The sequence below is a fragment of the Streptomyces sp. NPDC048612 genome (assembly GCF_043199295.1).
GTDB lineage: Bacteria > Actinomycetota > Actinomycetes > Streptomycetales > Streptomycetaceae > Streptomyces.
Genome location: NZ_JBICVV010000010.1, coordinates 109,094 through 130,324 on the forward strand (window position 1 = coordinate 109,094; position 21,231 = coordinate 130,324).

Annotated in this window: 18 protein-coding genes; 8 read left to right on the forward strand and 10 right to left on the reverse strand. The window is 73.1% G+C overall.

The genetic code is table 11. From position 1 onward, the window contains the following. Positions 1–29: 29 nt before the first annotated feature. The 4 genes from ACGFN2_RS17560 (at position 30) to ACGFN2_RS17575 (ending at position 4,970) form a co-directional block, all read left to right on the forward strand. Positions 30–2,057, forward strand: a complete 2,028-nt coding sequence (locus ACGFN2_RS17560; protein ID WP_393361139.1) for a fructose-specific PTS transporter subunit EIIC — start codon at positions 30–32, stop codon at positions 2,055–2,057. A gap of 180 nt (positions 2,058–2,237) precedes the next feature. Further along, complete coding sequence (locus ACGFN2_RS17565; RefSeq protein WP_393361142.1) at positions 2,238–3,080, forward strand: helix-turn-helix domain-containing protein; 843 nt, start codon at positions 2,238–2,240, stop codon at positions 3,078–3,080. Then, positions 3,062–3,352 (forward strand): DUF397 domain-containing protein, encoded by a 291-nt coding sequence (locus ACGFN2_RS17570; RefSeq protein WP_393361145.1) that lies wholly within the window; start codon positions 3,062–3,064, stop codon positions 3,350–3,352. The genes ACGFN2_RS17565 and ACGFN2_RS17570 overlap by 19 nt, the downstream gene beginning before the upstream one ends. A 151-nt stretch (positions 3,353–3,503) precedes the next feature. Continuing rightward, positions 3,504–4,970, forward strand: coding sequence for a hypothetical protein (locus tag ACGFN2_RS17575; RefSeq protein WP_393361148.1), 1,467 nt, complete (start codon positions 3,504–3,506; stop codon positions 4,968–4,970). Positions 4,971–5,126: 156 nt separating this feature from the next. On the opposite strand, the gene ACGFN2_RS17580 is transcribed toward ACGFN2_RS17575, so the two are convergent. Then, a complete protein-coding gene (locus ACGFN2_RS17580) occupies positions 5,127–6,473 on the reverse strand; it encodes an Ig-like domain-containing protein (RefSeq protein WP_362602647.1) in 1,347 nt (448 codons plus the stop codon). A gap of 84 nt (positions 6,474–6,557) precedes the next feature. Continuing rightward, positions 6,558–7,859: a CaiB/BaiF CoA transferase family protein gene (locus tag ACGFN2_RS17585; protein WP_393361151.1), complete on the reverse strand. Its 1,302-nt coding sequence runs from the start codon at positions 7,857–7,859 to the stop codon at positions 6,558–6,560. 322 nt (positions 7,860–8,181) lie between these two features. Here ACGFN2_RS17585 and ACGFN2_RS17590 point away from each other — a divergent pair, with 322 nt between their 5' ends. Further along, a complete protein-coding gene (locus ACGFN2_RS17590) occupies positions 8,182–8,547 on the forward strand; it encodes a hypothetical protein (protein WP_362602641.1) in 366 nt (121 codons plus the stop codon). Positions 8,548–8,671: 124 nt separating this feature from the next. On the opposite strand, the gene ACGFN2_RS17595 is transcribed toward ACGFN2_RS17590, so the two are convergent. Further along, entirely contained in the window at positions 8,672–9,295 is a 624-nt protein-coding gene (locus ACGFN2_RS17595) for a YIP1 family protein (protein WP_362602638.1), read from the reverse strand. Positions 9,296–9,380: 85 nt separating this feature from the next. On the opposite strand from ACGFN2_RS17595, the gene ACGFN2_RS17600 reads away from it, so the two are divergent. Further along, positions 9,381–10,097: a VIT family protein gene (locus tag ACGFN2_RS17600; protein WP_393361155.1), complete on the forward strand. Its 717-nt coding sequence runs from the start codon at positions 9,381–9,383 to the stop codon at positions 10,095–10,097. Positions 10,098–10,182: 85 nt separating this feature from the next. Here ACGFN2_RS17600 and ACGFN2_RS17605 read toward each other — a convergent pair whose 3' ends face one another. The 4 genes from ACGFN2_RS17605 to ACGFN2_RS17620 form a co-directional block, all read right to left on the reverse strand. Next, positions 10,183–11,304 carry a P1 family peptidase gene (locus ACGFN2_RS17605; protein ID WP_393361466.1) on the reverse strand — a complete coding sequence of 374 codons (1,122 nt, stop codon included), beginning with the start codon at positions 11,302–11,304 and terminating at the stop codon, positions 10,183–10,185. Continuing rightward, the gene (locus ACGFN2_RS17610; protein WP_393361158.1) at positions 11,297–12,130 is read right to left on the reverse strand and encodes a hypothetical protein; all 834 of its coding nucleotides are present in this window, start codon (positions 12,128–12,130) and stop codon (positions 11,297–11,299) included. The genes ACGFN2_RS17605 and ACGFN2_RS17610 overlap by 8 nt, the downstream gene beginning before the upstream one ends. 429 nt (positions 12,131–12,559) lie before the next feature. After that, positions 12,560–13,717, reverse strand: coding sequence for a low temperature requirement protein A (locus tag ACGFN2_RS17615; protein ID WP_393361161.1), 1,158 nt, complete (start codon positions 13,715–13,717; stop codon positions 12,560–12,562). Positions 13,718–13,822: 105 nt separating this feature from the next. Continuing rightward, positions 13,823–14,854 carry a methyltransferase gene (locus ACGFN2_RS17620; RefSeq protein WP_362602626.1) on the reverse strand — a complete coding sequence of 344 codons (1,032 nt, stop codon included), beginning with the start codon at positions 14,852–14,854 and terminating at the stop codon, positions 13,823–13,825. Positions 14,855–15,065: 211 nt separating this feature from the next. Here ACGFN2_RS17620 and ACGFN2_RS17625 point away from each other — a divergent pair, with 211 nt between their 5' ends. Beyond that, positions 15,066–16,382: an amidohydrolase gene (locus tag ACGFN2_RS17625; protein ID WP_393361164.1), complete on the forward strand. Its 1,317-nt coding sequence runs from the start codon at positions 15,066–15,068 to the stop codon at positions 16,380–16,382. Positions 16,383–16,692: 310 nt separating this feature from the next. Further along, positions 16,693–17,763 carry a MerR family transcriptional regulator gene (locus ACGFN2_RS17630; protein ID WP_393361167.1) on the forward strand — a complete coding sequence of 357 codons (1,071 nt, stop codon included), beginning with the start codon at positions 16,693–16,695 and terminating at the stop codon, positions 17,761–17,763. A 70-nt stretch (positions 17,764–17,833) separates the two neighbouring features. Here ACGFN2_RS17630 and ACGFN2_RS17635 read toward each other — a convergent pair whose 3' ends face one another. From ACGFN2_RS17635 to ACGFN2_RS17645, 3 genes are all read right to left on the reverse strand, one after another. Continuing rightward, positions 17,834–19,048, reverse strand: coding sequence for an FAD/NAD(P)-binding oxidoreductase (locus ACGFN2_RS17635; RefSeq protein ID WP_362602617.1), 1,215 nt, complete (start codon positions 19,046–19,048; stop codon positions 17,834–17,836). 92 nt (positions 19,049–19,140) lie between these two features. Then, positions 19,141–20,190, reverse strand: a complete 1,050-nt coding sequence (locus tag ACGFN2_RS17640; RefSeq protein WP_393361170.1) for a sulfite exporter TauE/SafE family protein — start codon at positions 20,188–20,190, stop codon at positions 19,141–19,143. After that, the gene (locus ACGFN2_RS17645) at positions 20,175–20,975 is read right to left on the reverse strand and encodes a GntR family transcriptional regulator (RefSeq protein WP_393361173.1); all 801 of its coding nucleotides are present in this window, start codon (positions 20,973–20,975) and stop codon (positions 20,175–20,177) included. Before ACGFN2_RS17645 ends, ACGFN2_RS17640 begins: the two co-directional genes overlap by 16 nt. Between the last annotated feature and the right edge of the window lie 256 nt (positions 20,976–21,231).

Here is a 21,231-nt window from a genome sequence, read left to right on the forward strand (position 1 = left end):
GGCGGTAACCGCGCGCAAGGGAGCCCGCGATGAGTGAGCTGATCACCGCGGAACTGGTCGACCTCGACCTGTCCGCAGCAACGAAGGACGCCGCCGCACGGTCCCTGGCCGGGCGGATGGCCGCCGCCGGCCGCGTCACCGACCTGGAGGGCTTCCTCGCGGACGTCGCCGCACGCGAGGCCCAGATGCCGACCGGCCTGGACGGCGGGATCGGCATCCCGCACTGCCGCAGCGCGCACGTCACGGAGCCCACGCTGGCCTTCGGACGCAGCGCCTCCGGTATCGACTTCGGGGCACCGGACGGCCCGGCCGACCTGATCTTCCTGATCGCCGCCCCGGCGGGCGGCGACGCCGACCATCTGTCGATCCTCTCGACCCTCGCCCGCCACCTGATGGACGACACCTTCACCGGCGCCCTGCGCTCCGCCACCGAACCGGACCGCACGGCGGCACTGATACGTGGCGACGAACCGGCGGCGGCCGAGCCCACCGCTCCCGCCGCAGCGGCCGACGCGTCCCCCACTCAGGCGGCCGACGAACCCGCCCCCGAGTCGGCCGACGAGCCCGCCCCCACCCCCGCCCCCTTCCGCATCGTCGCCGTCACCTCCTGCCCCACCGGCATCGCGCACACCTACATGGCCGCCGAGTCACTGGAGAAGGCCGGACAGGCGGCGGGTGTCGAGGTGTCCGTCGAGACCCAGGGCTCGGCCGGGTTCCGGCGACTCGACCCGCAACTGGTCGCGGACGCGGACGGCGTGATCTTCGCGCATGACGTCGAGGTACGGGACAGGGAACGCTTCGCCGGGAAGCCCACCGTCGACGTCGGGGTGAAGGCGGGCATCAACCGCCCCGCCGAACTCATCGCCGAGGTACGCCAGAAGGCCGCACACGGCGAGACCGGCGCCCCGGCGCGGGCCACCGCCCCCATGGACCAGCGCGCCGCCACGGGCGACGGTTTCGCCACCCGGCTGCGCACTTGGTTGATGACCGGCGTGAGTTACATGGTCCCGTTCGTCGCCGCGGGCGGTCTGCTCATCGCGCTCGCCTTCGCCCTCGGCGGCTACACGGTCGACAAGGCGCCGTCCGTCGCCGAGCACTTCCTCTGGACCGAGTCCGCCAGCTGGGCGGCGCTGCTCTTCCAGACAGGCAGTGTGGCGTTCGGCTTCCTCGTCCCGGTCCTGGCCGGATTCATCGCGTACGGCATGGCGGACCGGCCGGGCCTGGTCCCCGGCTTCGTCGGCGGCGCCATCGCGCTCACCATCAACGCCGGGTTCCTCGGCGGACTGATCGCCGGTCTGCTCGCGGGCGCCGTGGTGATGGCGCTGCAGCAGGTCCGCATCCCCCCGGTGCTGCGCGGCATCATGCCGGTCGTGGTCATCCCGCTGGTCTCCTCGGCGGTCGTCGGCCTCCTGATGTTCCTCGTGATCGGCAAGCCGGTCGCCGCGCTCCAGAAGGGCCTGACGGACTGGCTGTCCGGCCTCACCGGCGCCAACGCGATCATCCTGGGCGCGATCCTCGGCCTGATGATGTGCTTCGACCTCGGCGGCCCGCTCAACAAGGTGGCGTACGCCTTCGCGGTCGGCGGCCTCGCCAACCCCAACGAGGGCAGCCTGAAGGTCATGGCCGCGGTGATGGCGGCCGGTATGGTCCCGCCGCTGGCGATGGCGTTGGCCACGACCGTCCGGGGCCGCCTCTTCACCAAGACCGAACGCGAGAATGGCAAGGCGGCCTGGGTGCTCGGCGCCTCCTTCATCACCGAGGGCGCGATCCCCTTCGCCGCCGCCGACCCGCTGCGCGTCATCCCCTCCGCGATGGCCGGCGGCGCGGTCACCGGCGCCCTGTCGATGGCCTTCGGCTGCACCCTCCGCGCCCCGCACGGCGGCATCTTCGTCGTCCCCCTGATCGGCCAGCCGTTCCTCTACCTGCTCGCCATCGCCGCGGGCGTGGGCGTCAGCACGGCCCTGGTCGTCCTGCTCAAGGGGCTGCGGAAGCCGTCGCCCACGCAGCCGGGGTCCGCACCGGCCGACGAAGGGGCCGGGGTTCCGGTCGCTGCCTGATCCCAGCCACTTCTCGGCCACTTCTCCTCTCCATTTCCCTGCCCGAGCCCCTCGCGGACCACTACCGTGCGTATTCCGGCCCTTACGGGAAGGGCCCGGAATTGGGCGCGAATGCCGCTTGTCCGCGGTACTTCGCCGCCACGCACCGTTAGTTCCACACCTTCCACGGAGGAGGTCGCCATGCCGCCGAGGCGAGCGGTCACCGGTCGAAGCCAGGAGCCGCGCCAGCGCTACGTAGAAGAGCTGCGATTACTGCGGAAGCAGAAGGGCGACAGCCTCCGCCAGCTCGGCGACGTGCTGGGATGGGACTGGTCGCTCTTCGGGAAGATGGAGAAGGGCGAGACCCTCGGCGGCCCGGAGGTCGCCCAGGCGTTGGACCAGCATTACGGGACGGCTGGACTGCTGCTGACGCTGTGGGAGTTGGCGGCGGGGGACCCTACGCAGTTCCGGGAGCGGTACCGGCGGTACATGACGCTGGAAGCCGAGGCGGTGAGCATGTGGCACTACGCGGTGAGTGCTCTCCCCGGCCTGCTTCAGACAGGTGGCTACGCACGCGACTTGCTCTCGGTAGGAGGCAGCAGCGATGACGAGCTGACCCGGCACGTTCAAGCGCGAGTAGGGCGTCGGGAGTTGCTCGACGGCCACGATGCTCCGCGCTTCCGCACCATCTTGTCCGAGGCCGTATTGCGCACACCGCTGGCTGACGCCGAGGAATGGCGTGAGCAGCTTGAGCACCTGGTGACCATGGGAGACCGGCCACACATCATGGTTCAGGTCATTCAGCAGCAACGCGGACTCCACGCCCTGACGAACACGGACACGATGTTCCTGCGACTGCCGGACGGCCGCACCGTGGCATGGGTAGAGACGGGATATTCGGGCGAACTTGTCGAGGAAACGGCAGCAGCCGAACGACTTCAGCTCAGCTACGATCTGGTCCGTGACCTAGCCCTATCCCCGGCTGAATCACGGAAGTTCATCAGGCAGCTGTTGGAGGAGGCCTCGTGCGAGCCATCGACCTGAGCACCGTCACCTGGCGCAAGAGTTCATACAGCAACCAGGACGGCGGCGCCTGCATCGAGGTCTCCGACGACCTCCTGGCCACCGCCACCTGGCGCAAGTCCAGCTACAGCAACCAGGACGGCGGCCAGTGCATCGAAGTCACCGACGACTTCCCCGCCGTCGTCCCCGTCCGTGACAGCAAGGACCCCCACGGCCCGGCCCTCCTCTTCGAGGCCTCCGCATGGTCGTCCTTCGTCGCCACCGTGAAGAACGGCGGGCTCACCAGCGCCTGAACTCCACGACACGGCCCCCGTCGCCCACCGGTGACGGGGGCCGTCGTCGTGTGCGCAGAGGCACCGGGAGCAGCCCCGGTCGGTAGCGCCCAGGGCCTCGAAGGCAACATCGTCACGGAAATTGGACGCGGCCGGAGAGGGCACGGAGCAGATGAAGGAAACACCCGACGCGGGCACGTACGGAGCGTCCGGTGCACGCAGCGGCCGGTGGGTGTCCGTGGCCGGGCCCCTCGCGCTGGTGGCGCTCACCGTGGCCTGGCTCTTTCTCGGGGCCGGGGCCGCGCGGACGGCCGTCATCTGGCTCGCCTTCGGGGTTCTGGTGCTGTGCCTGGGAGCCGTCGGGGCAAGTGTGTTCCGGGCCGGTGCGCCCCGGAACGAGACGTACGCACGGGCGGTGCGGGCCGCCTCCGCGGCATCGGCGGGCGCCCGGCCCGCCGCCGTTCCCGCGCGGCTGCACGGCACGCCGTGGCAGTCGCTCCGCGCCGTCGGCCTGCTCGTCGCGCTGCCGACGCTGGTGTGCCTGTGGATCGTGCTCGCGGCGGCGGAACCGGACTCCGGGAGCCGGGCGCCGGCCTTGCGCGAGGCCGGCGCCGTCACCGGCAGCTTCCGTATCGCCGCCATCGAGCACGAGGTGACCGAGGGGCGCGGCCGGCGGGCGCACGCCACGGCCGACTACACCGTCATCCTGCCCCCGGCGGCCGGGCAGCGGGGCGGCCGCGGGGTTCCGGCCACCTTTACGGCGGCCACCGAACGGCGCCAGGAGGTCGGCGGGACGCTCTACGTCGGCCACGTGCCCGGGCACCCCGAACTGGGGGCTGTGGGCGACGACCGGCGGGCCGAGGTGGAGCGGAAGCTGTCCGGCCGGGCGGTGGAAGCCTCAACGTCCTGGGTGGCGGCGGGTTTCTGGATTCTGGTGACGCTGGGGCTGTGCGCCGGCTGGTGGCGGGAGGGCATCACGCGCCGGGGTGCGCGCAGCACCGGTGAGGACTGGGTCGCCCTACGGGTCCGCGTCACGGGCGGAGGAAAGCACACCGACGCCCCGTCGGCCGAGGGCACGGATCAGACGACCGCGCGCGAACGCCGGGACAATACCCGGCAGCTCAAATGTCTGCTGCTCGCCGTCGACGGCACAGAGCGGACCGTTCCCTTCCACGGCGAGCTGTCCAGCACCGTCGCGGGGACCGTCCTGGCAGGGGCATCAGGGCTGCTGGTGTGGCACCCGCAGCGGGGCCGGGGCAAGGACGTGCTCGCCGAGCTGATCGGCGATGACGGCTGGCAGTTGCCGGGTGCGGTGCCCGTCCGGGTGGCTCAGGACGTGCGGGCGGACGTCCCGGCCCCGGAACGCGGGCCGGTCCCCGGGGCTGAGACCGGGCGTCAGGTCCCGCTGCTGGACCTCGGCGCCGCCTGGTCCGCGACCGTGTCGAAGCCGCTGCTGGTCGGACTGGCGTGCTCGGTGGCGATCATGGGAGCACTGCTGGCCGTGCCGGACAACGGCGCGTGGCGGCTGTGGGCCGGTGCGGCGGGCCTGCTGGTGCCGCTCGCCGCCGTCTTGGTGCAGGAGGTGTTCTTGGCTGACCAGGGCAGCGCCGACGGGACCGCCCCGGGCGGCGGCGACTGACAGAGGCCGGACGGGCCGTCCGTCCCGCTCATTGGCGGGACGGACACGCAGCCCTCCCACCGGGGGACGGATGCCCCCGTACACACACAAAGGCGGTGGCCGCCCCCCAAGGGACCGGCCACCGCCTTCAGCCGTACTCCGCCGGCGCGTCGTGTGTCAGACCGCGCTGCCCTGCTGCCACTCGGACCAGGACATGTTCCAGCCGTTGAGGCCGTTGTCGGGCTTGACGGTCTCGTCCTTCGAGTTCTTCACGATGACGACATCACCGATCAGGGACTCGTTGAAGAACCACTTGCCCGGGGTGTCGCCCCCGCCGCCCTTGTTGTCACGCAGGCCGACGCAGCCGTGGCTGGTGCCGGCCTGGCCGAAGATCGACGGGGCGCCCCAGTAGTTGCCGTGGAGGAAGGTGCCGGAGGCCGACAGCCGCATGGCGTGCGGGACGTCGGGGATGTCGTACTCGCCCTTGCCGTCCTTCTTCTTGAAGCCGACCGTGGAGCCGTCCATCCGGGTCTGCTCGAACTTCTCCGAGATGACCATCTGGCCGTTGTAGGTGGGGTTCTCGGGGCTGCCGCCGGAGATCGGGACGTTCTTGAGGGTCTTGCCGTCCCGCTTGACCGTCATGGTCTGGGTGTTCATGTCGACCGTGGAGACCTGCGAGCGCCCGATGGTGAAGGACACCGTCTTGGACTGCACGCCGGTGATGCCCTGGCCGCCCTTCACCCCGTCCAGGTCGATCTTCATGGTGACCTTGGAGCCGGCCTTCCAGTAGTCCTCGGGACGGAAGTCCAGGCGCTGGGTGCCGAACCAGTGGCCGACGACCTTCTGACCGCTGCTGGAGGTCACCGTGATGTGGGACTGGACGTCCTTCTTGTTGGTGATCGCCTTGTCGAAGTTGAACGACACCGGCATGCCGACACCGACGGTCTTGCCGTTGTCGGGGGTGTAGCTGCCGATGAAGCTGTTCGCCGAGGAGACCGTCGTGAAGGAGGCGTTCTCGGTGGCGGCCCGGCCCTTGGCGTCCTTGGCCTTCGCCACGATCCGGTACTTGGTGCCGCGCTCCAGCTGGACGCCCGGCTTCCAGGACGTGCCGTCGGACGATATGGCACCGGCGACGTCCTTGCCGGAGTCGGCCTCGGTGAGCTTCACCTCGGTCAGCTTGCCGCCGGTGGTCTTCACCCCGGTGTCGTTGATGCTGGCGTTGGTGGCGCCGTCCTTCGACGAGACCTTGATCTTGACATCGGAGGCGTTCTTGGCGGCCGCGGCGTCCGCGCCGGCCTGGCCGTTCTTGCCGTCGTCGTTGCCACCGGCCGAGGCGTCCCCGCCACAGGCGGACAGGGTCAGCGCGCTCGCGGCGAACAGGGCCGTCACGGCGAGCGTGCGGCGCATCCGCCGGTTGCGGCGCGGCGCGCCCGGCGCCTGCTGCTCGGCTGACAGGAGCAGCTGGTGCGGGGTGCGGGACCGAGCGGGAGCGGGGGTGTCCGGCGTTGTCACGAGCTGCTCCATAACAGGGGTGTTGTGGTTTTCCGTGCTGGTAAACAGCACGAGCGGGCGGATTTGGTTGCGGGTACGGCTTTCTTGTGACGAAGGTCACAATCGCGGCGGCAAGGGGCGGTCGGTCGGCCCTGACAGCCAGGTTCGCAGTGCCGTGCCGTGTTCGTCCAGGCGGGGTGGAGCGAAGGGTTGGGTCACCGGCGTCCCCGAAAGGCGGAGTGGGCTGGCCACTTGGGGGACACGCCCCTCGCCGACCGGGGTCACCGGATCGAGGCCGAGGCGCGCCGCCAACTCCAGGGCCTCGGAGAGGCTGTTGACCGGGCCGCACGGCACGGAGACGGCGGACAGCCGCTCGGTCCAGCCGTGCGGGGTGTCGGCGGCCAGCCGGTCCTCCAGTGCTTTGATGAGATCTGTGCGGTTTCGCACCCGGTCCTCGTTACGGGCGAAACGGAGATCGTCGGCGAGTTCCGGGGCGCCCAGCGCTCCTGCCAGCTCCCGGAACTGACGGTCATTGCCCACCGCCACCGCGAGCAGCTGCCCGTCACGGCAGGCCAGCGTCTCGTACGGGGCGATGCTCGGATGGCGGTTGCCCATGGGGCCCGGGTCGCGACCGGTGGCCAGATGGCCGGACGCCTGGTTGACCAGCGACCCCAGCAGCGAGGACAGCAGATTCACCTCGACCAGCTGGCCCCGGCCGGTGCGGTCACGGTGGCGCAGCGCCGCGAGGATGCCCGTGGCGGCGTCCTTCGCGGTCAGCACGTCCACCAGCGCGACGCCCGCCTTCAGCGGGGTGCCGCCGGGCTCGCCGGTGATGCTCATCAGCCCTCCGACGGCCTGTACGACGAAGTCGTAGCCCGGCAGCCGGGCGCCCGCGCCGGAGCCGAACCCGGTGATGGTGCAGTGCACCAGGCCCGGGTTGGCGGCGAGGGTCGCGGTGTGGTCCAGGCCGTGACGGGCGAGCGAGCCGGGGCGGAAGTTCTCGATCAGTACGTCGGCCCGGCGCGCCAACTCGCGGGCCGCGGCCGCGTCGTCCGGGTCGTCGAGGTCCAGGGCCAGGCCGCGCTTGGAGCGGTTCGCGGCGTCGAAATAGGCGGCCGTTCCGCGCGGCGGGGTGCCGCCGCCTGGTGCCGGGCCCGTGCCGGAGGGGGCGTCCGGGACGAACGGCGGTCCCCAGGCGCGGGTGTCGTCACCGGTGCCCGGCCGCTCCACCTTGATCACCTCGGCGCCGAGGTCGGCGAGCGTCGCGGCGGCCAGCGGCCCGGCCAGTACCCGGCTGAAGTCCGCGACGAGGACGCCGTCCAGGGCGCGCGCGGGCGGGGCGCCGTTCGGTGCGGCGCCGGCGGGTCCGGAGGGGGTGTCGGCGGGCGGCCGGGGCTGCGGCCGGTGCGGCTGCGGCACGTGCGTACTCCTCACGTCGCGGACGGGGTGCCGTCATCGTCCGGGACGATCTTCGCCGGGGGAAGCCGCCGCGGTGTCCAACGGGGCCGGGCGGACCCTGCCGGGGCGGCCTCTTGGGGTGGCGCCTTCGCGGGTCGTGCCGGGAATGTGGCGAAATGTCATAGGAGATGTGTCACTTCGGGACTTTTGGCCCAAGATCTCCTGTCGGAAGTCCCGAGGCGTGGTGTGTACTGACTCCAGGGCCCGTCGTCCGGGCCCGGATCAGCCCGCCGCATCCGGAGACCAGCCCCACCCCAGCGCCCCACCCGTCCGGGAGGACCCCATGCTCCCCTCCGTTTCGATTCTTCAGCAGATCGGCTTCGGCGCCCTTGTCGCGGTGGGCGTCGTCTGGGCCGTGGCGATCACCAGACTGCTGCGACGGGGCCGCTACGAGGCCGCCCTGCGGCGGGACCAGCGGGAGATGCGGGCACGATACGGGCCGCGCGGCCGGTTCGCACCCGGCGGCCCGTACGGGCGGCGCGAATCGGCCGGGCCGCCCGCGGACGGGCTGCCCGCACAGCCGGAGCTGCTCGGATCGGTGCCGCGGCAGACCGGGCCCGACGGACCGCCGTCGGAGTGTGTGGAGCTGAGCGACGCCGAACGGGCGGCCTTCGAGGGGCTCGTACGGCAGCTGAGCAGCCGTAGTTGAGCCGGTCCTGAGGGCCGGGTGAGACGGTCGGGGCGAGATGGCCGGGGCGAGATGGCCGGGGCGGGCGGCGGGGCGGGTACGCCCGGCGGTGGACCGGTCCCGGCCGCAGCGACCGGCCCCGGATTCAGCGGACGGGTCCCAGCCTCAGCAGGGCCAGCGCCGCCAGCATCTGCACGGAGACCGCGGCCGCCGACTTCCACGTCGAGAGATGGTGCTGGCCGCGTATCAGCAGTATGGCGAGGACATAGCCGAACCCCCAGGTCGTCCACGTCGCGGCCTGGACGAAGGTGGCGCCGGTCGGCAGCCAGGCGGCGATCGCCATCCGCGGCAGATCCGTCACCCAGAAGAGCACGATGAACAGGCTCGCGGTGGGTGCGAAGCGGCCGATGCCGCCCAGCGTACGGGCGATGGCGTGGGCGACCGCGCCCAGGACGAAGCTGGCGGCCAGCACCCCCGCCTCGGCCAGCCCGATGAGCTGGAGGCCCGCCGTGCGGTCGACGGCCCACTGGGCGTGGAACGCGTCCACCGACAGCACCCCGATGGCGCCGCTGATCAGCGACAGCAGTACCGCCGCGCTCCAGGCGCTGCGGTCCCGCGCCTCGTCCAGCACCTCCACCGGGCGGTACCAGAGCCCGAATATCAGCCGGTGCCACCACAGTCGGCGGCGGGGCGCGGGCTTGCGGGGGGCCCGCTGGACGAGCGTGGGCGGTGGGGGCGGGGGAGGCGGTGAGGGGGGCGGTGCGGACATAAGGCCGTTTCTACCACCGGCCCTTCCGCGGTGGCGTGGGGGCGTCGGGCCGGGCACGGGCCGGTGCGGATGCGACGCTCTTCCGATGACTTCGCAGACACCGGACCACGACGAGGCACACGGCGGCGGGCTCGGCAGCCGCCTCAACTGGCTGCGGGCGGCGGTTCTCGGCGCCAACGACGGCATCGTGTCCACCGCCGGACTCGTCGTCGGGGTCGCCGGCGCCACCGACGAACGGGGCGCGCTGCTGACGGCGGGGCTGGCCGGACTGCTGGCCGGTTCCCTGTCGATGGCGGCCGGCGAGTACGTCTCGGTCTCCACCCAGCGCGACTCGGAGAAGGCCGCGCTGGCGAAGGAGAAGCGGGAGCTGGCGGCCGAGCCGCAGGCCGAACTCATCGAACTGACCGAGATGTTGGAGGGCAAGGGGCTGGCGGAACCACTGGCCCGGGAGGTGGCCGAGCAGCTCACCGAGCACGATGCGCTGCGGGCACACGCCGAGGTGGAGCTGGGCATCGACCCCGACGAACTCACCAACCCCTGGCACGCGGCGGGGGCGAGCTTCCTCGCCTTCACGGCGGGGGCGCTGCTGCCGCTGCTGGCGATCGTGCTGCCGCCGGCCGCGCACCGCTTGTGGATCACGGTGGCCGCCGTGGTGGCGGCGCTGGCGCTCTGCGGGTGGAGCAGCGCACGGATGGGGTTCGCGCCCGTGGGACGGTCGGTGCTGCGGAACGTGGGAGGCGGCGTGGTGGCGATGGGCGTGACGTACGCGGCGGGCTCACTGCTGGGAGCGGTGGGAGTGTGAGGGGCGACCCGTAAGGGCCGGCGCGGAGGGCTCGGGGTGCCAGGTCCCTGACTCCGGCGCCGGGACCCGTACGGGGCGGGGCCGCTCAGTCCAGCCCGTACAGGTCCCGGTAGGAGGGGAAGACCCCGCCGGGACCGCGGACCGTCTCCGCGCGGTGGGCCGCGTCGACCACGGCGCGGGTCAGGACGTCCGCGCCCGCGGCGAGCAGCTCGTTCAGCGCGCCCGCCACGGCGTGGATGCCGAAGGCGGGATCGGCGTGCGGCTTCTCGGCGGTGAGCGGCCGGGTGGCGGTGGACAGCGCGAAGACCGTGTCACCGTCGGAGAGGAGATGGACCGGGCGGATGGCGCGGGCCAGGCCGTCGTGGGCGGTGCCGGCCAGCTTGTGGGCCTGGGCGCGGGTGAGGGCGGCGTCGGTGGCGACCACGGCGAGGGTGGTGTTGAGCGGCGGCCGGACGGACGCCGCCGAACGGGCCAGGGACAGCTCCCGGGCCTCGGCCAGCCGACGCAGCGCCGCGGCGTGCACCTCGGGGGCCGGGAGCGCGGCCGGGTCCTCGTACAGATGGCCGTAGAGGGCGCCGGTACGCGGGTCGGTGACGGAGCCCGCGGCGTTGACGGCGGCCAGGGCGGCGACGGTGGCTCCCGAGGGGAGCACCGCACTCGCCGTGCCGATGCCGCCCTTGAGGCCGCCGGCCACCGCGCCCGTACCGGCCCCCGTGTTGCCCCGGGCGACCGGGGCGCCGGGCTCGGTGCCCGCCGCGGCGTCGGCCGCCGACCGGCCCAGCGCGGCGTCCGGGCGGGCCCGCCAGTCGCCGCCGCGGCCCAGGTCGAAGAGGGCCGCGGCGGGCACCACCGGGACGACCTGGGCCGGGTCCGGGCCGACCCGGAAGCCCCGGCCCGCGTCCTCCAGCCAGGCGACGGCACCGGACGCGGCGTCAAGCCCGAAGGCGCTGCCGCCGGTCAGCACCAGCGCCTCGACCCGCTGGACGAGGTTGCGCGGGTCCAGGGCGTCGGTCTCCCGGGTGCCGGGACCGCCGCCGCGCACGTCGACGGCCGCGACGGCGCCGCCCTCCGGGGCCAGCACCACGGTGGTGCCGGTCAGGAACCCGTCACCGATGCGCTGGGCGTGGCCGACCCGGAGGCCGAGGACGTCGGTGAGGGCGTCCTGCGGCCCCGTGGGGTACGGCGGGCCCGACGGCTGCTCAGTAATCGGCCGGTCCCATCACGACGACCGGGTGCAGGTCGGGATCGAGGGTCCGCAGCAGCTCCCGCATCACCTTGGGCTTGAGGCTGATACAGCCCTGGGTGGGGCCGTCGTGGTCGACGTGCAGCCAGACACCGCCGCCCTTCGCCGCGCCCCAGGGGCGCCGCTGGTCCAGCGGGGAGGCCCCCTGCTCCCGGTTGTAGTTGATGGCGATGACGTAGTCGAAGGCACCGGCCAGCGGCTCGCCCTCCACACCGGTGCCGTCGGCGACGAAGCTGCCGTTGCGGTCGTAGGGGAGCTTGGTGCCCTCGGGGGCGGCCAGCAGACCGCCCGCGTCGGTGAGGGGGAAGACCCCGATGGGCGAGCGCAGGTCGCCGTAACGGTGGTCGTCGGTCCAGCCGCGGGCGGCGTTGTGGGCCGGCCAGGCGGGGCCCGCCTCCCAGTCGTCCCCGCCCTCCTCACGGGTGTAGAGGACGACCCGGGACTGGAAGGAGTCCATGCCCTTGCCCGTGACGACCAGCACCTGCCGGGAGTCGGCCGGTATGCGCTTCCTGGCCGCGTCACTGAGGCCTGGGACCGGCCGTCCGGCCGGGGCGTTCGGTGCGGCGTTCGGGGCGGTTTTCGGCGCGGACACGGGCGTACGTGGCGTGTCCGGGCCGGAAGCCGTCGTCGACGTGGTGCTCTTGGCGTCGGTCCCGCCGTTGTGGTCGTCGCCCGAGGCGGGCCACGCCCACAGGGCGGTGCCGACCAGGGTGGACAGGGCGAGACCGCTCACGGCCTTGCTGCGCCGGGACAGTCTCGTCCGCGCGCGGGACTGGGCGTGGCGGGCCATGGCTGGCGTCTCCTCAGGTACGGACGATGGTCGGTCCCGGGGCTTCTGCGGGTCTCCCACAGTGACACCCCCTGTCATAAAAAGGGCAATCTGCACCCTACCGCTTCCCCGTGCGCGCGCCTCCGCTGGCCCTTGTGAACAGTGGGGAACAAGAGCACGAGGTGGTGGGAAGTGGGGTCCATTGGTGGGTAATTGACGGGCAATGGGGTGGGGCGGGAGCGGTGGCCGTGCCGGGGCCGGGCCGCCGCCCGACGGGGGTGAAGATGGCCGGATCTGATGTGCAATCAGGGTCGCGAGCAGGGCTGAACGGGCGTCAGGTACGCCGATCGGGGCGGAGAACGACGGCCCCGCAGGGCCTCGCACGCACGGGGCCGACACGCCGTGGACGAGATCGGTGCCGGGACGCTCGTCGAGACGGGTGACGGGCCGCTACACCACCGGCGCGGTGCCCTGACGGGAGCTGAGGGCCACACCGGCCACCACCGTCGCGGCCGCCACCAGCCCCGTCGCCAGGACCGCCCAGTGCCCGGCGAAGGTGCACACCAGAACCAGCAGCGCCGACACCGGCAGCACCAGATGCTGGGCCGGCCCCCGCTTCTGGTGCCGGGAGTGGATCAGCCACACCGTGAGCAGGAACAGCGCCGCCGGCACCGTGACACACCCGGCCGCAGCGAACGCCGACAGATGCGCCCTGCCGAAGGCCTCCGCCACCGCGACCTCGATACCCGCCCCGACCGCGGCCGCCGAACCGAACACCAGGTAATGCCCGTAGCCCCACAGGAACGCCTGACGGTTCGAGCGGAGGTGACGGTGGATGGGCACCGCAAAATAGATCCAGTACGCGGCGAAGACCAGCAGCAGCCCGCCGCCCGCGATCGGCAGCAGCCTGTCGAGCGCCTCGTTCCGGTCCAGCGCCGACTGCACGGCGACGGTGGCCGCCGCGATCGTCTCGCCCAGCACGATGATGGTGAACAGGCCGTACCGCTCGGCGATGTGATGCGGATGCCAGCTCGTCTGCCGCTCCCGCTCGGCCAGCGCGGGAACCGCCAGCTCCAGCAGGCCCACCACCACGAACACCCACGGAATGTCGCCCTTGGGCAGGACCAGCAGACCCAGCCACCCGATCTGGCACACCGTCACCCCCAGGGCGTAGCGCAACGCCGTCCGCCGCTCGGGACCCCGGCTGCCGAGCGCGGCCCGCAGCCACTGGGTGACCATGGCCAGCCGCATCACCACGAACCCGAACCAGGCCACGGTGAAATCGCTGTGCGCGAAGGCCCGCGGCACACCCGCGGCCAGGATCAGCACCCCCGCCATCTGGACCAGCGTCACCACGCGATAGAGCGGGTCGTCGGTGTCGTACGCCGAGGCGAACCAGCTGAAGTTCATCCAGGCCCACCAGACGGCGAAGAAGACCATCAGATAGCCCGGAACGCCGTGGCCCGGATGCCCCTCGGCCAGCGCGTGCGCCAGCTCGCGACCGGCCTGCGCGACCGCCACGACGAAACACAGGTCGAAGAAGAGCTCCAGCGGGGTGGCGGCACGGTGCTGCTCGTCGCGGCGCCGCGCCCGCATGAGGACCGGCACGTCAGCTCCTCTCGTAGGCCGGAGCGGCCGCCCTCAGTAGAGCGCGGGCGGACGGAGCGGCCAACGAGGGCAACGGGGCGCGGCGTGTCGCCCCGCGCGCGGCGGCTACTCGGCGACCGCCTCCACGATCGAGGGAAAGACCGAGGTCGGCAGCACCCGCGTCAGCCGGAACCCGCCGGCCGACAGCAGCGTCGCGAACTCCTCCGCGGTGCGCTCCTGCCCGTCGAGCACCGCCATCATCGCGACGTCCATGGTCTTGCCGAAGTGCGGCGTGTTGCCCGGCGGCAGCACGGACTCGATGACCAGCAGCCGGCTGCCGGTGGCCATCGCCCGGTGGCAGCTGCGCAGGATGCGCCCGCACGCCTCGTCCGGCCAGTCGTGCAGCACATGCTTGAGGACGTAGACGTCACCGCCCTCCGGCACGGACGCGAAGAAGTCGCCCTCCTGCGCGCGCCAGCGGCCCTTCAACTCGTCGCCGTCCAGGAGGTGACCGGCCAGCGGCGGCGCCTGGTCGAAGAGCACACCGGTCAACCGCGGATGGCGGCGCAGCGCGGCCCGCAGCAGCCCGCCGCGGCCGCCGCCGACATCCACCACCGTGCCGGTCGCGGGGAACGGGCAGACGGCGGCCACCGCCTCGTCGACCGGGGCGGACAGCGACGACATCCCGTCGTCGAGCACCCGGCGGGCGGCCGGGTCCGCCGTCAGATACGCGAAGAGCGGCGCCCCGAAGATCCGCTCGAACGACGCGCCGCTGTGCTCCACGGCCTCCGGCATGGCCGCCGACGTCCGCAGGAACAGCTCGTCGGTCGCCATGAGCACGGCGGCGTGCAACGAGTCGGGAACGTCCGTACGCAGCGCCTGCGCGGACGGCGTCAGCTGGTAGCCGCCCGCCGCGTCCTCCCGGAAGATTCCACGGGTGGCCAGATAGCGCAGCACCCGGCGGAGGTGCGGGGCATGGGTGCCGGTGGCGGCCGCCAGCTGCTCGACGGTACGCGGGCCCTCCGCGAGGCGGTCGGCGATGCGGTGGTGCGCAGCGGTGCGCAGGGCGGCGGAGAAGAGATGGCCCATGGCCAGGTCGATCAGATGAGCCGAGAGGTCACGGGGCTCGCCGGTCGGTCGGTTGGGGGAAGTGGCCAACGTCAGCCTCCAGTCATCGGCGTGGGCTTGCCGGCCCGGGGCACAGGCGGTGATCCACCGTCGCAGCCACGGGCTCCGGTGTCACCAGCGAAGGGGAGGACAACCGCGAAGTCCGGCCAGGGGAGGGCGGAGTGCCCTAAGGGACGGGCTCCGGGGATTGCAGGGGCCACCGACCGCCGCCCGGCCCGCGGATTCATGGTCGAATGCGCGTATGAGCGACAGCGACACGACCGTCACGACCGCTAACGCCGACCCCCGCGGCAGCTCCGCCCCCGCCGCCGTCCTGGCCCCGCTCGACGACCGCCTCGCGGACCTCGAAGCCCTCTACGAAGACCTGCACCGCCACCCCGAACTCGCCTTCCAGGAAACCCGTACGGCCGCCGAGGCCGCCCGCCGGCTGACCGGCCACGGCTATGACGTCACCACCGGCATCGCCGGGACCGGCGTCGTCGGCGTACTGCGCAACGGCCCGGGCCCCGTGGTCCTGCTGCGCGCCGACATGGACGCGCTGCCCGTCACCGAGAACTCCGGCCTGGACTACGCCTCCATGGTCCCCGGCCGTATGCACGCCTGTGGGCACGACGTCCATGTGACCTGCCTGCTGGGCGCCGCCGACCTGCTCGCCGCGGGCCGCGACCACTGGTCCGGCACCCTGATCGCGCTCTTCCAGCCCGCCGAGGAGGCCGGCGGCGGCGCCCGCGCCATGCTCGACGCCGGCCTCTACGACAAGCACCTCGTCCCCACCCCCGACGTGGTGCTGGCCCAGCATGTCGCCCCGTTCGGCGCCGGGCTGATCGCCTACTGCCCCGGCCCCTGCATGGCCGCCGCCGACAGCCTGGAGATCACCTTCCACGGCACCGGCGGCCACGGCTCGCGCCCCGAGACCACGACCGACCCGATCCTGATGGCGGCGTCCTTCGTCCAGCGGGTGCAGTCCGTGGTGGCCCGCGAAGTCGCCGCGACGGACCGGGCGGTGGTCACGGTCGGCTCCTTCCAGGCCGGGGACTCCGCCAATGTGATCCCCGACCGCGCCGTCGTACGGCTCAGCGTCCGCACCTTCGACGAGACGGTCCGCACCGCGGTGCTGGCCGCCATCGACCGCATCGCGCGCGCCGAGGCAGCCGCCTCCGGTGCGGACCGCGCACCCGACACCGAGGTCCTGGGCTCCTTCCCCGTCACCGTCAACGACGCCACGACCCTGCGGGCGGTCAACGAGCAGTTCACCGAACTCTTCGGTCCGCAAAGGCTGTTCGCCTACGAGCCGGCCACCGGCAGCGAGGACGCCGGCCTGCTCGCCACCGCCGCCGGAGCCCCGCTCTACTACTGGTGGCTGGGCGGCTGGGACCCGGCGGAGTTCCAGGCAGCACTGGCAGCCGGCCGCCTCGCCGACCTCCCGTCCAACCACTCGCCGCACTTCGTCCCCGTGGTCCGGCCCACCCTCACCACGGGCGTCGAGGCACTGACCGCCGCGGCACTGAACCGGTTGGGTCCGGTGGGGAGGGAGGGGGTGGGGGCTAGCGGGGAGTAGTGAACGGGGGGAGGTGACGGGCGGCTCGGTGGGGCCGAGCGGTGCAGGCTGGACGGTCCGGGCGCTGTGGCGCGGGCCGGCCGGGCGGGCCGAGTAGCGAGGTGCGACGGTGCGGCGCGCGTCGCCCGTATCCGGTGTCCGGCCGGTTGGCGCGGTGCGATGGGGGTGCCCGGTCGGCCGGTCCCGCCAAGGCGGCGCGAGGTGGCGCCACCGCATCCGTTGACCTTGCCCTTGGGGCAAGCCCCAGCATCGGCGGTGCCGGGCGAGGCGCCCGGCACGAGGAGGACGGACGGGTGAACGGAGACGGGGCATGGCGCCGTACGACAACGACGCGCTGCTGACCATCGGGGCCTTCGCACGGGCCTCCCGGCTCTCGCCGAAGGCACTGCGCCTCTACGACGAGCTCGGCCTGCTGCCCCCGGCCCGCGTCGACCCGCACAGCGGCTACCGCCACTACGCCCCGGCCCAGTTGGAGCGGGCCCGGCTGGTGGCCTGGCTGCGCCGGCTCGGCATGCCGCTGGCCCGTATCCGCGAGGTGTGCGCACTGGCACCGGACGCCGCGGCCGCTGCGGTCGCCGCGTACTGGGCGCAGGTCGAGGCCGACACCGTGGCCCGCCGGGACCTCGCCGCCTTCCTCGTCGACCAGCTGGAGAGGAAGAACACCGCCATGACCCCACCCCACACCCCCCTGACGATGCGCTACGCCGCCCTGACCGACCAGGGACTGGTGCGCACGGCCCACCAGGACGCCGCGCACGCCGGACCGCGACTGCTGGCCGTGGCCGACGGCTACGGCCCCGTCGGCGGCCCGGCCGCGACAGCAGCCATCGAGGCGCTCAAGGACCTGGAAGAACAGGACCTGACCTCCGCGGACCTGCCGGCCGTCCTGGAGGAGGCCGCCCGCCGCGCCCACCGCGCCGCCCCGGCGGACGAGGCGACCGGCAGCACCCTCACCGCGCTGCTCCGCTCCGGCGCACAGCTGGCGCTGCTGCACGTCGGGGACTCCCGCGCCTATGTGCTGCGTGATTCCCGCCTCCTCCAGATCACCCACGACCACAGCCTGGTGCAGTCGCTGATCGACGAGGGCCGGCTCACCCCCGAGGAGGCCGCCTCACACCCGCAGCGGGCCCAACTGCTGCGGTCACTCGACGGGGCCACCGAGCTCGCCCCCGATCTGCAGCTCCTGGAGGCCCGTCCCGGGGAGCGCTATCTGCTGTGCACCGACGGCCTGACCGGGACCGTGCCGGCCGAGACCATCCAGCAGGTGCTGGCCACGGCCGACGGCCCCGACCAGGCCGTACGCGAACTCGTCCGGCTGGCCCGCGAGGCGGGGGCGCCGGACAACGTGGGGTGTGCGGTGGGGGAGACGGCGGGGGGTTAGGGCGGGGTGGGGGATGGGCCCTAGGGGGGAGATGTGCCCCTTGCAGAGCCCTTCCCGGTGAGGGGCGGGGTTACGCCAGGCCCTTGAGCATCCCCTTGAAGTAGAGCTGCGGCAGGCCGTAGCGCTTGAGGAACCACATGTCGGTGCGCTCCCGGGTGGTGTCGAGGAACGGGATCGACGGCGTGGGCTGCAGGTCGTAGTCGAACTCGGCGAGCAGCATCTTGTGCCGGGCGGTGACCAGCGGACAGGACGTGTAGCCGTCGTAGCGGGCGGTCGCGGGACGCCCGCGCAGCCCGGCGAGGAGGTTGGCGACCGCGACCGGAGCCTGCTTGCGGATCGCGGCGCCCGTCTTGGACGTCGGCAGACTGGCGACATCACCCAGCACGAACACATTCGGGAAATCGGGGTGCTGGAGCGTCTCCCGGTCGGTCTTGACGTACCCGTACGGGGAGTCAGGGTCGGCCAGCGGGCCGTCGGCCAGCCACTCGGGGGCACGCTGCGGCGGTACGGCGTGCAGCAGGTCGTAGGGGACGGTCTCGGTCGCGCCGGTGGTGTGATCGGTGATCACCGCCTCCCGTGCCGCGCCGTCGAGACGGGTCATCTCCGAACTCAGCCGCACCTCGATCCCGTACCGCCGGGCCGTCTCCGTCAACGCACGGGAGAACACCGGCACCTTGAACATCGCGGGCTCCGGCAGCACCAGAATGGTGCGGATATCCCCCAGCACCCCGCGCTTTCGCCAGTAGTCCGCCGCCAGATACGCGATCTTCTGCGGCGCGCCACCGCACTTCACCGGCCCGGACGGCATGGTGAACAGCGCCGTACCGCGCCGCATCCGGCGAATCAAGTCCCAGGTCAGCGGCGCGAGATCGGGCCGGTAGTTGCTGCTCACCCCACCGTGCCCGAGCGCCGCGGCGAGACCGGGCACCCCGTCCCAGTCGAGCTGCAGGCCCGGGGCCAGCACCAGCCGCCCGTAGGAGAGCACCCGCCCCGAGGCGGTCGTGACCGTACGGGCGGCCGGATCGACGGCGGTGGCCCGCTCCCGCAGCCAGCGCACCCCCGGCGGCATGACCTCCGCCTCGGTGCGCAGCGAGGACCGCAGCGGCGCCTGACCACCGCCGACCAGCGTCCACAACGGCTGGTACCAGTGCGTCTCGGAGGGCTCCAGCAGCGCGATGTCCCGGACACCGGCACGGCGTAACCGGGCGGCGACGGTGATACCGGCGGTGCCGCCGCCGACGATGAGGACCTGGTGGTGGGACGGGGCCGCGGGTGCGGGGGCCATGAACTCCTCCTGGAGGTGGTGGGGATCAGGTGGGTCGGTGGGGTCGGGGTCGGGGTCGGGGGGAGGTCGGGGTCGGTGTACGGGACGCGGGGCTACCAGAGTTGGGGCAGCGCCGTGGCCGCCATGACGACGGCGAGGACGGTGACGAGGCAGGCGAAGGCCGTGGCCAGCACCTCGGGGCGCAGCCGGGTGGTGAGGCGGTTGCCGAGGTGACTGCCGACCGCCGCACAGGCCGCGAAACCGGCCAGCAGCGGCCAGTCCAGTGCACCGGTACCGGCCCGGGTGCCCAGCGCCGTAAGGGAGTTGATGAGGATGACAAGAAGCGAGGTGCCGACGGCGACCGGCATCTCCAGGCCCAGCACCAGCGTCAGCGCCGGTACGACGACGAATCCGCCGCCGACCCCGAAGAAGCCGGTGAGCAGCCCGACGGCGGACGCCGTCACCGCGAAGCGCGCGGGCCGCAGAGGCGCGCGACGGGCGGGCCCGCCGTCGTTCTCGGCGGCCGCCGGGGACGAGGAATCCCGTAAGGGAACGGCCTCCCGTAAGGGAACGGCCTCTAGGGGCTCCGTGGGGGACGGCTCCGGGGACGGCTGTGGTGGCACCTCCGGGAACGGCCCCTCTGCGGGCTCCCGTAAGGGCACGGTCTCCGCGGCCTCCGCCGAGGACACCGCCCCCGCCGGCCCCCGTAAGGGCCGCACGCTGTCCGTCGCCGTCGCCGTCGCCGTCGCCGTCGCCGTCGCCGTCGCGGTAGCTGTTGCCGCCGCCCGCCGCTCGTGCCGCCCCCGTGTCACCAGCATCGCCGCCACCACGAGCAGCAGACCCGCGAACGCCGCCATCAGCACCGTGGGGTCCAGGGACGCGCTCCACCGGGAGCCGAGGTAGCTGCCCGCCGTACCCAGCGCCCCGAAGGCCGCACCGGCCGCCCACCGGACCCGCCCGGCCCGGCCGTGGCACCACAGCCCGGTCACCGCGCCGACCGTGACGACGACCAGCGCCCCCGCCGTCGCCTCGTGCGGCGACTGCCCCAGCAGATAGACCAGCACCGGCACCGCCAGCACCGAACCGCCACCGCCGAGCGCACCCAGCAGCAGCCCGATCAGCAGCCCGCACGGCAGCGCCGCCAGGGCTATGAGGACGGACACGAGGCCCGCGGCGCGAGGGCGACCGCCCGGCTGTCATCGGACCACTCCGCGACGAAGGTGAACCGGTCGCCGCGCACCACCGTCTCGCGCCACTCCACCGGCCGTTCCCCGGCCTGCCCGAGCCGCTCGATGGCGAACGCCGCCTCCCGGTCGGCCAGCCCCAGCAGCCACGTCTGCCGGATGTCCGGCAGGAAGGGCTGAATCCGCTCCCGGCCACCGGTCACCTTCACCCCGCAGCGCCGCGTCAGCTCCCCGTAGAGCGAGGTGTGCCCGAAGTCGGCGTCCAGCAGCGGCTCGGCCACCTCGGCGGCCAGATAGGCGGTGTCGTGCGCGAGTGGTTCGCCGTCCGCGAGCCGCAGTCGCTCCAGCACGACCAGCGGCGCCTCCGGGACCAGCCCCAGCTGCCCGGCGACCGTCCCGTCCACGGTCCGCTCCAGCCGCAGCACCTCACTGCGCTGCTCCACCCCCTGACCCTCCAGCTCGCGGAAGAGGCTGTAGAGGGAGCCCAGCGGCTGCTGTATGCGGCGGGTGTTCAGCCGGCTCGTCCGGCCGCGTTCGGCGATCACCAGGCCGTCGGCACGCAGCTTGCGCAGCGCCTCCCGTACGGTGTGCCGGCTGACCTCGTACTCGCCGGTGAGCCGGTGCTCGGCCGGGAACTCCGCACGGAACGCGCCGGCCTCCATCCGGCGGCGCAGATCGGTGGAGAGCTGCGCCCACAGGGGCAGCGGCGAGCGCCGGTCCAGGGGGCGCGGGCCGTGCGCGCCGTGCGGCGGCTCGGTCGTCATGGTGATTCCTCCGCGGGCGTACGGGGGTTGGGCGCACAGCGCTGGTTGCTGCGCTGGCGGTCGTGGTGGCGCCGGAGCAAGGGGCCGCCGACACCGGAGGAGCGGTCAAACGAAGCGCGGCCCGTTGGGGTGTCACGGAAACGCCATCCACCGAGCCGCTGTGGCCGATCAATGTCCGTATGTCTCACGCTGGTTGACGGGGCGTCCAGTACTGCCAGGCACCGCCCGGCTTGTCGCCCCGCCATCCGGCTACCTA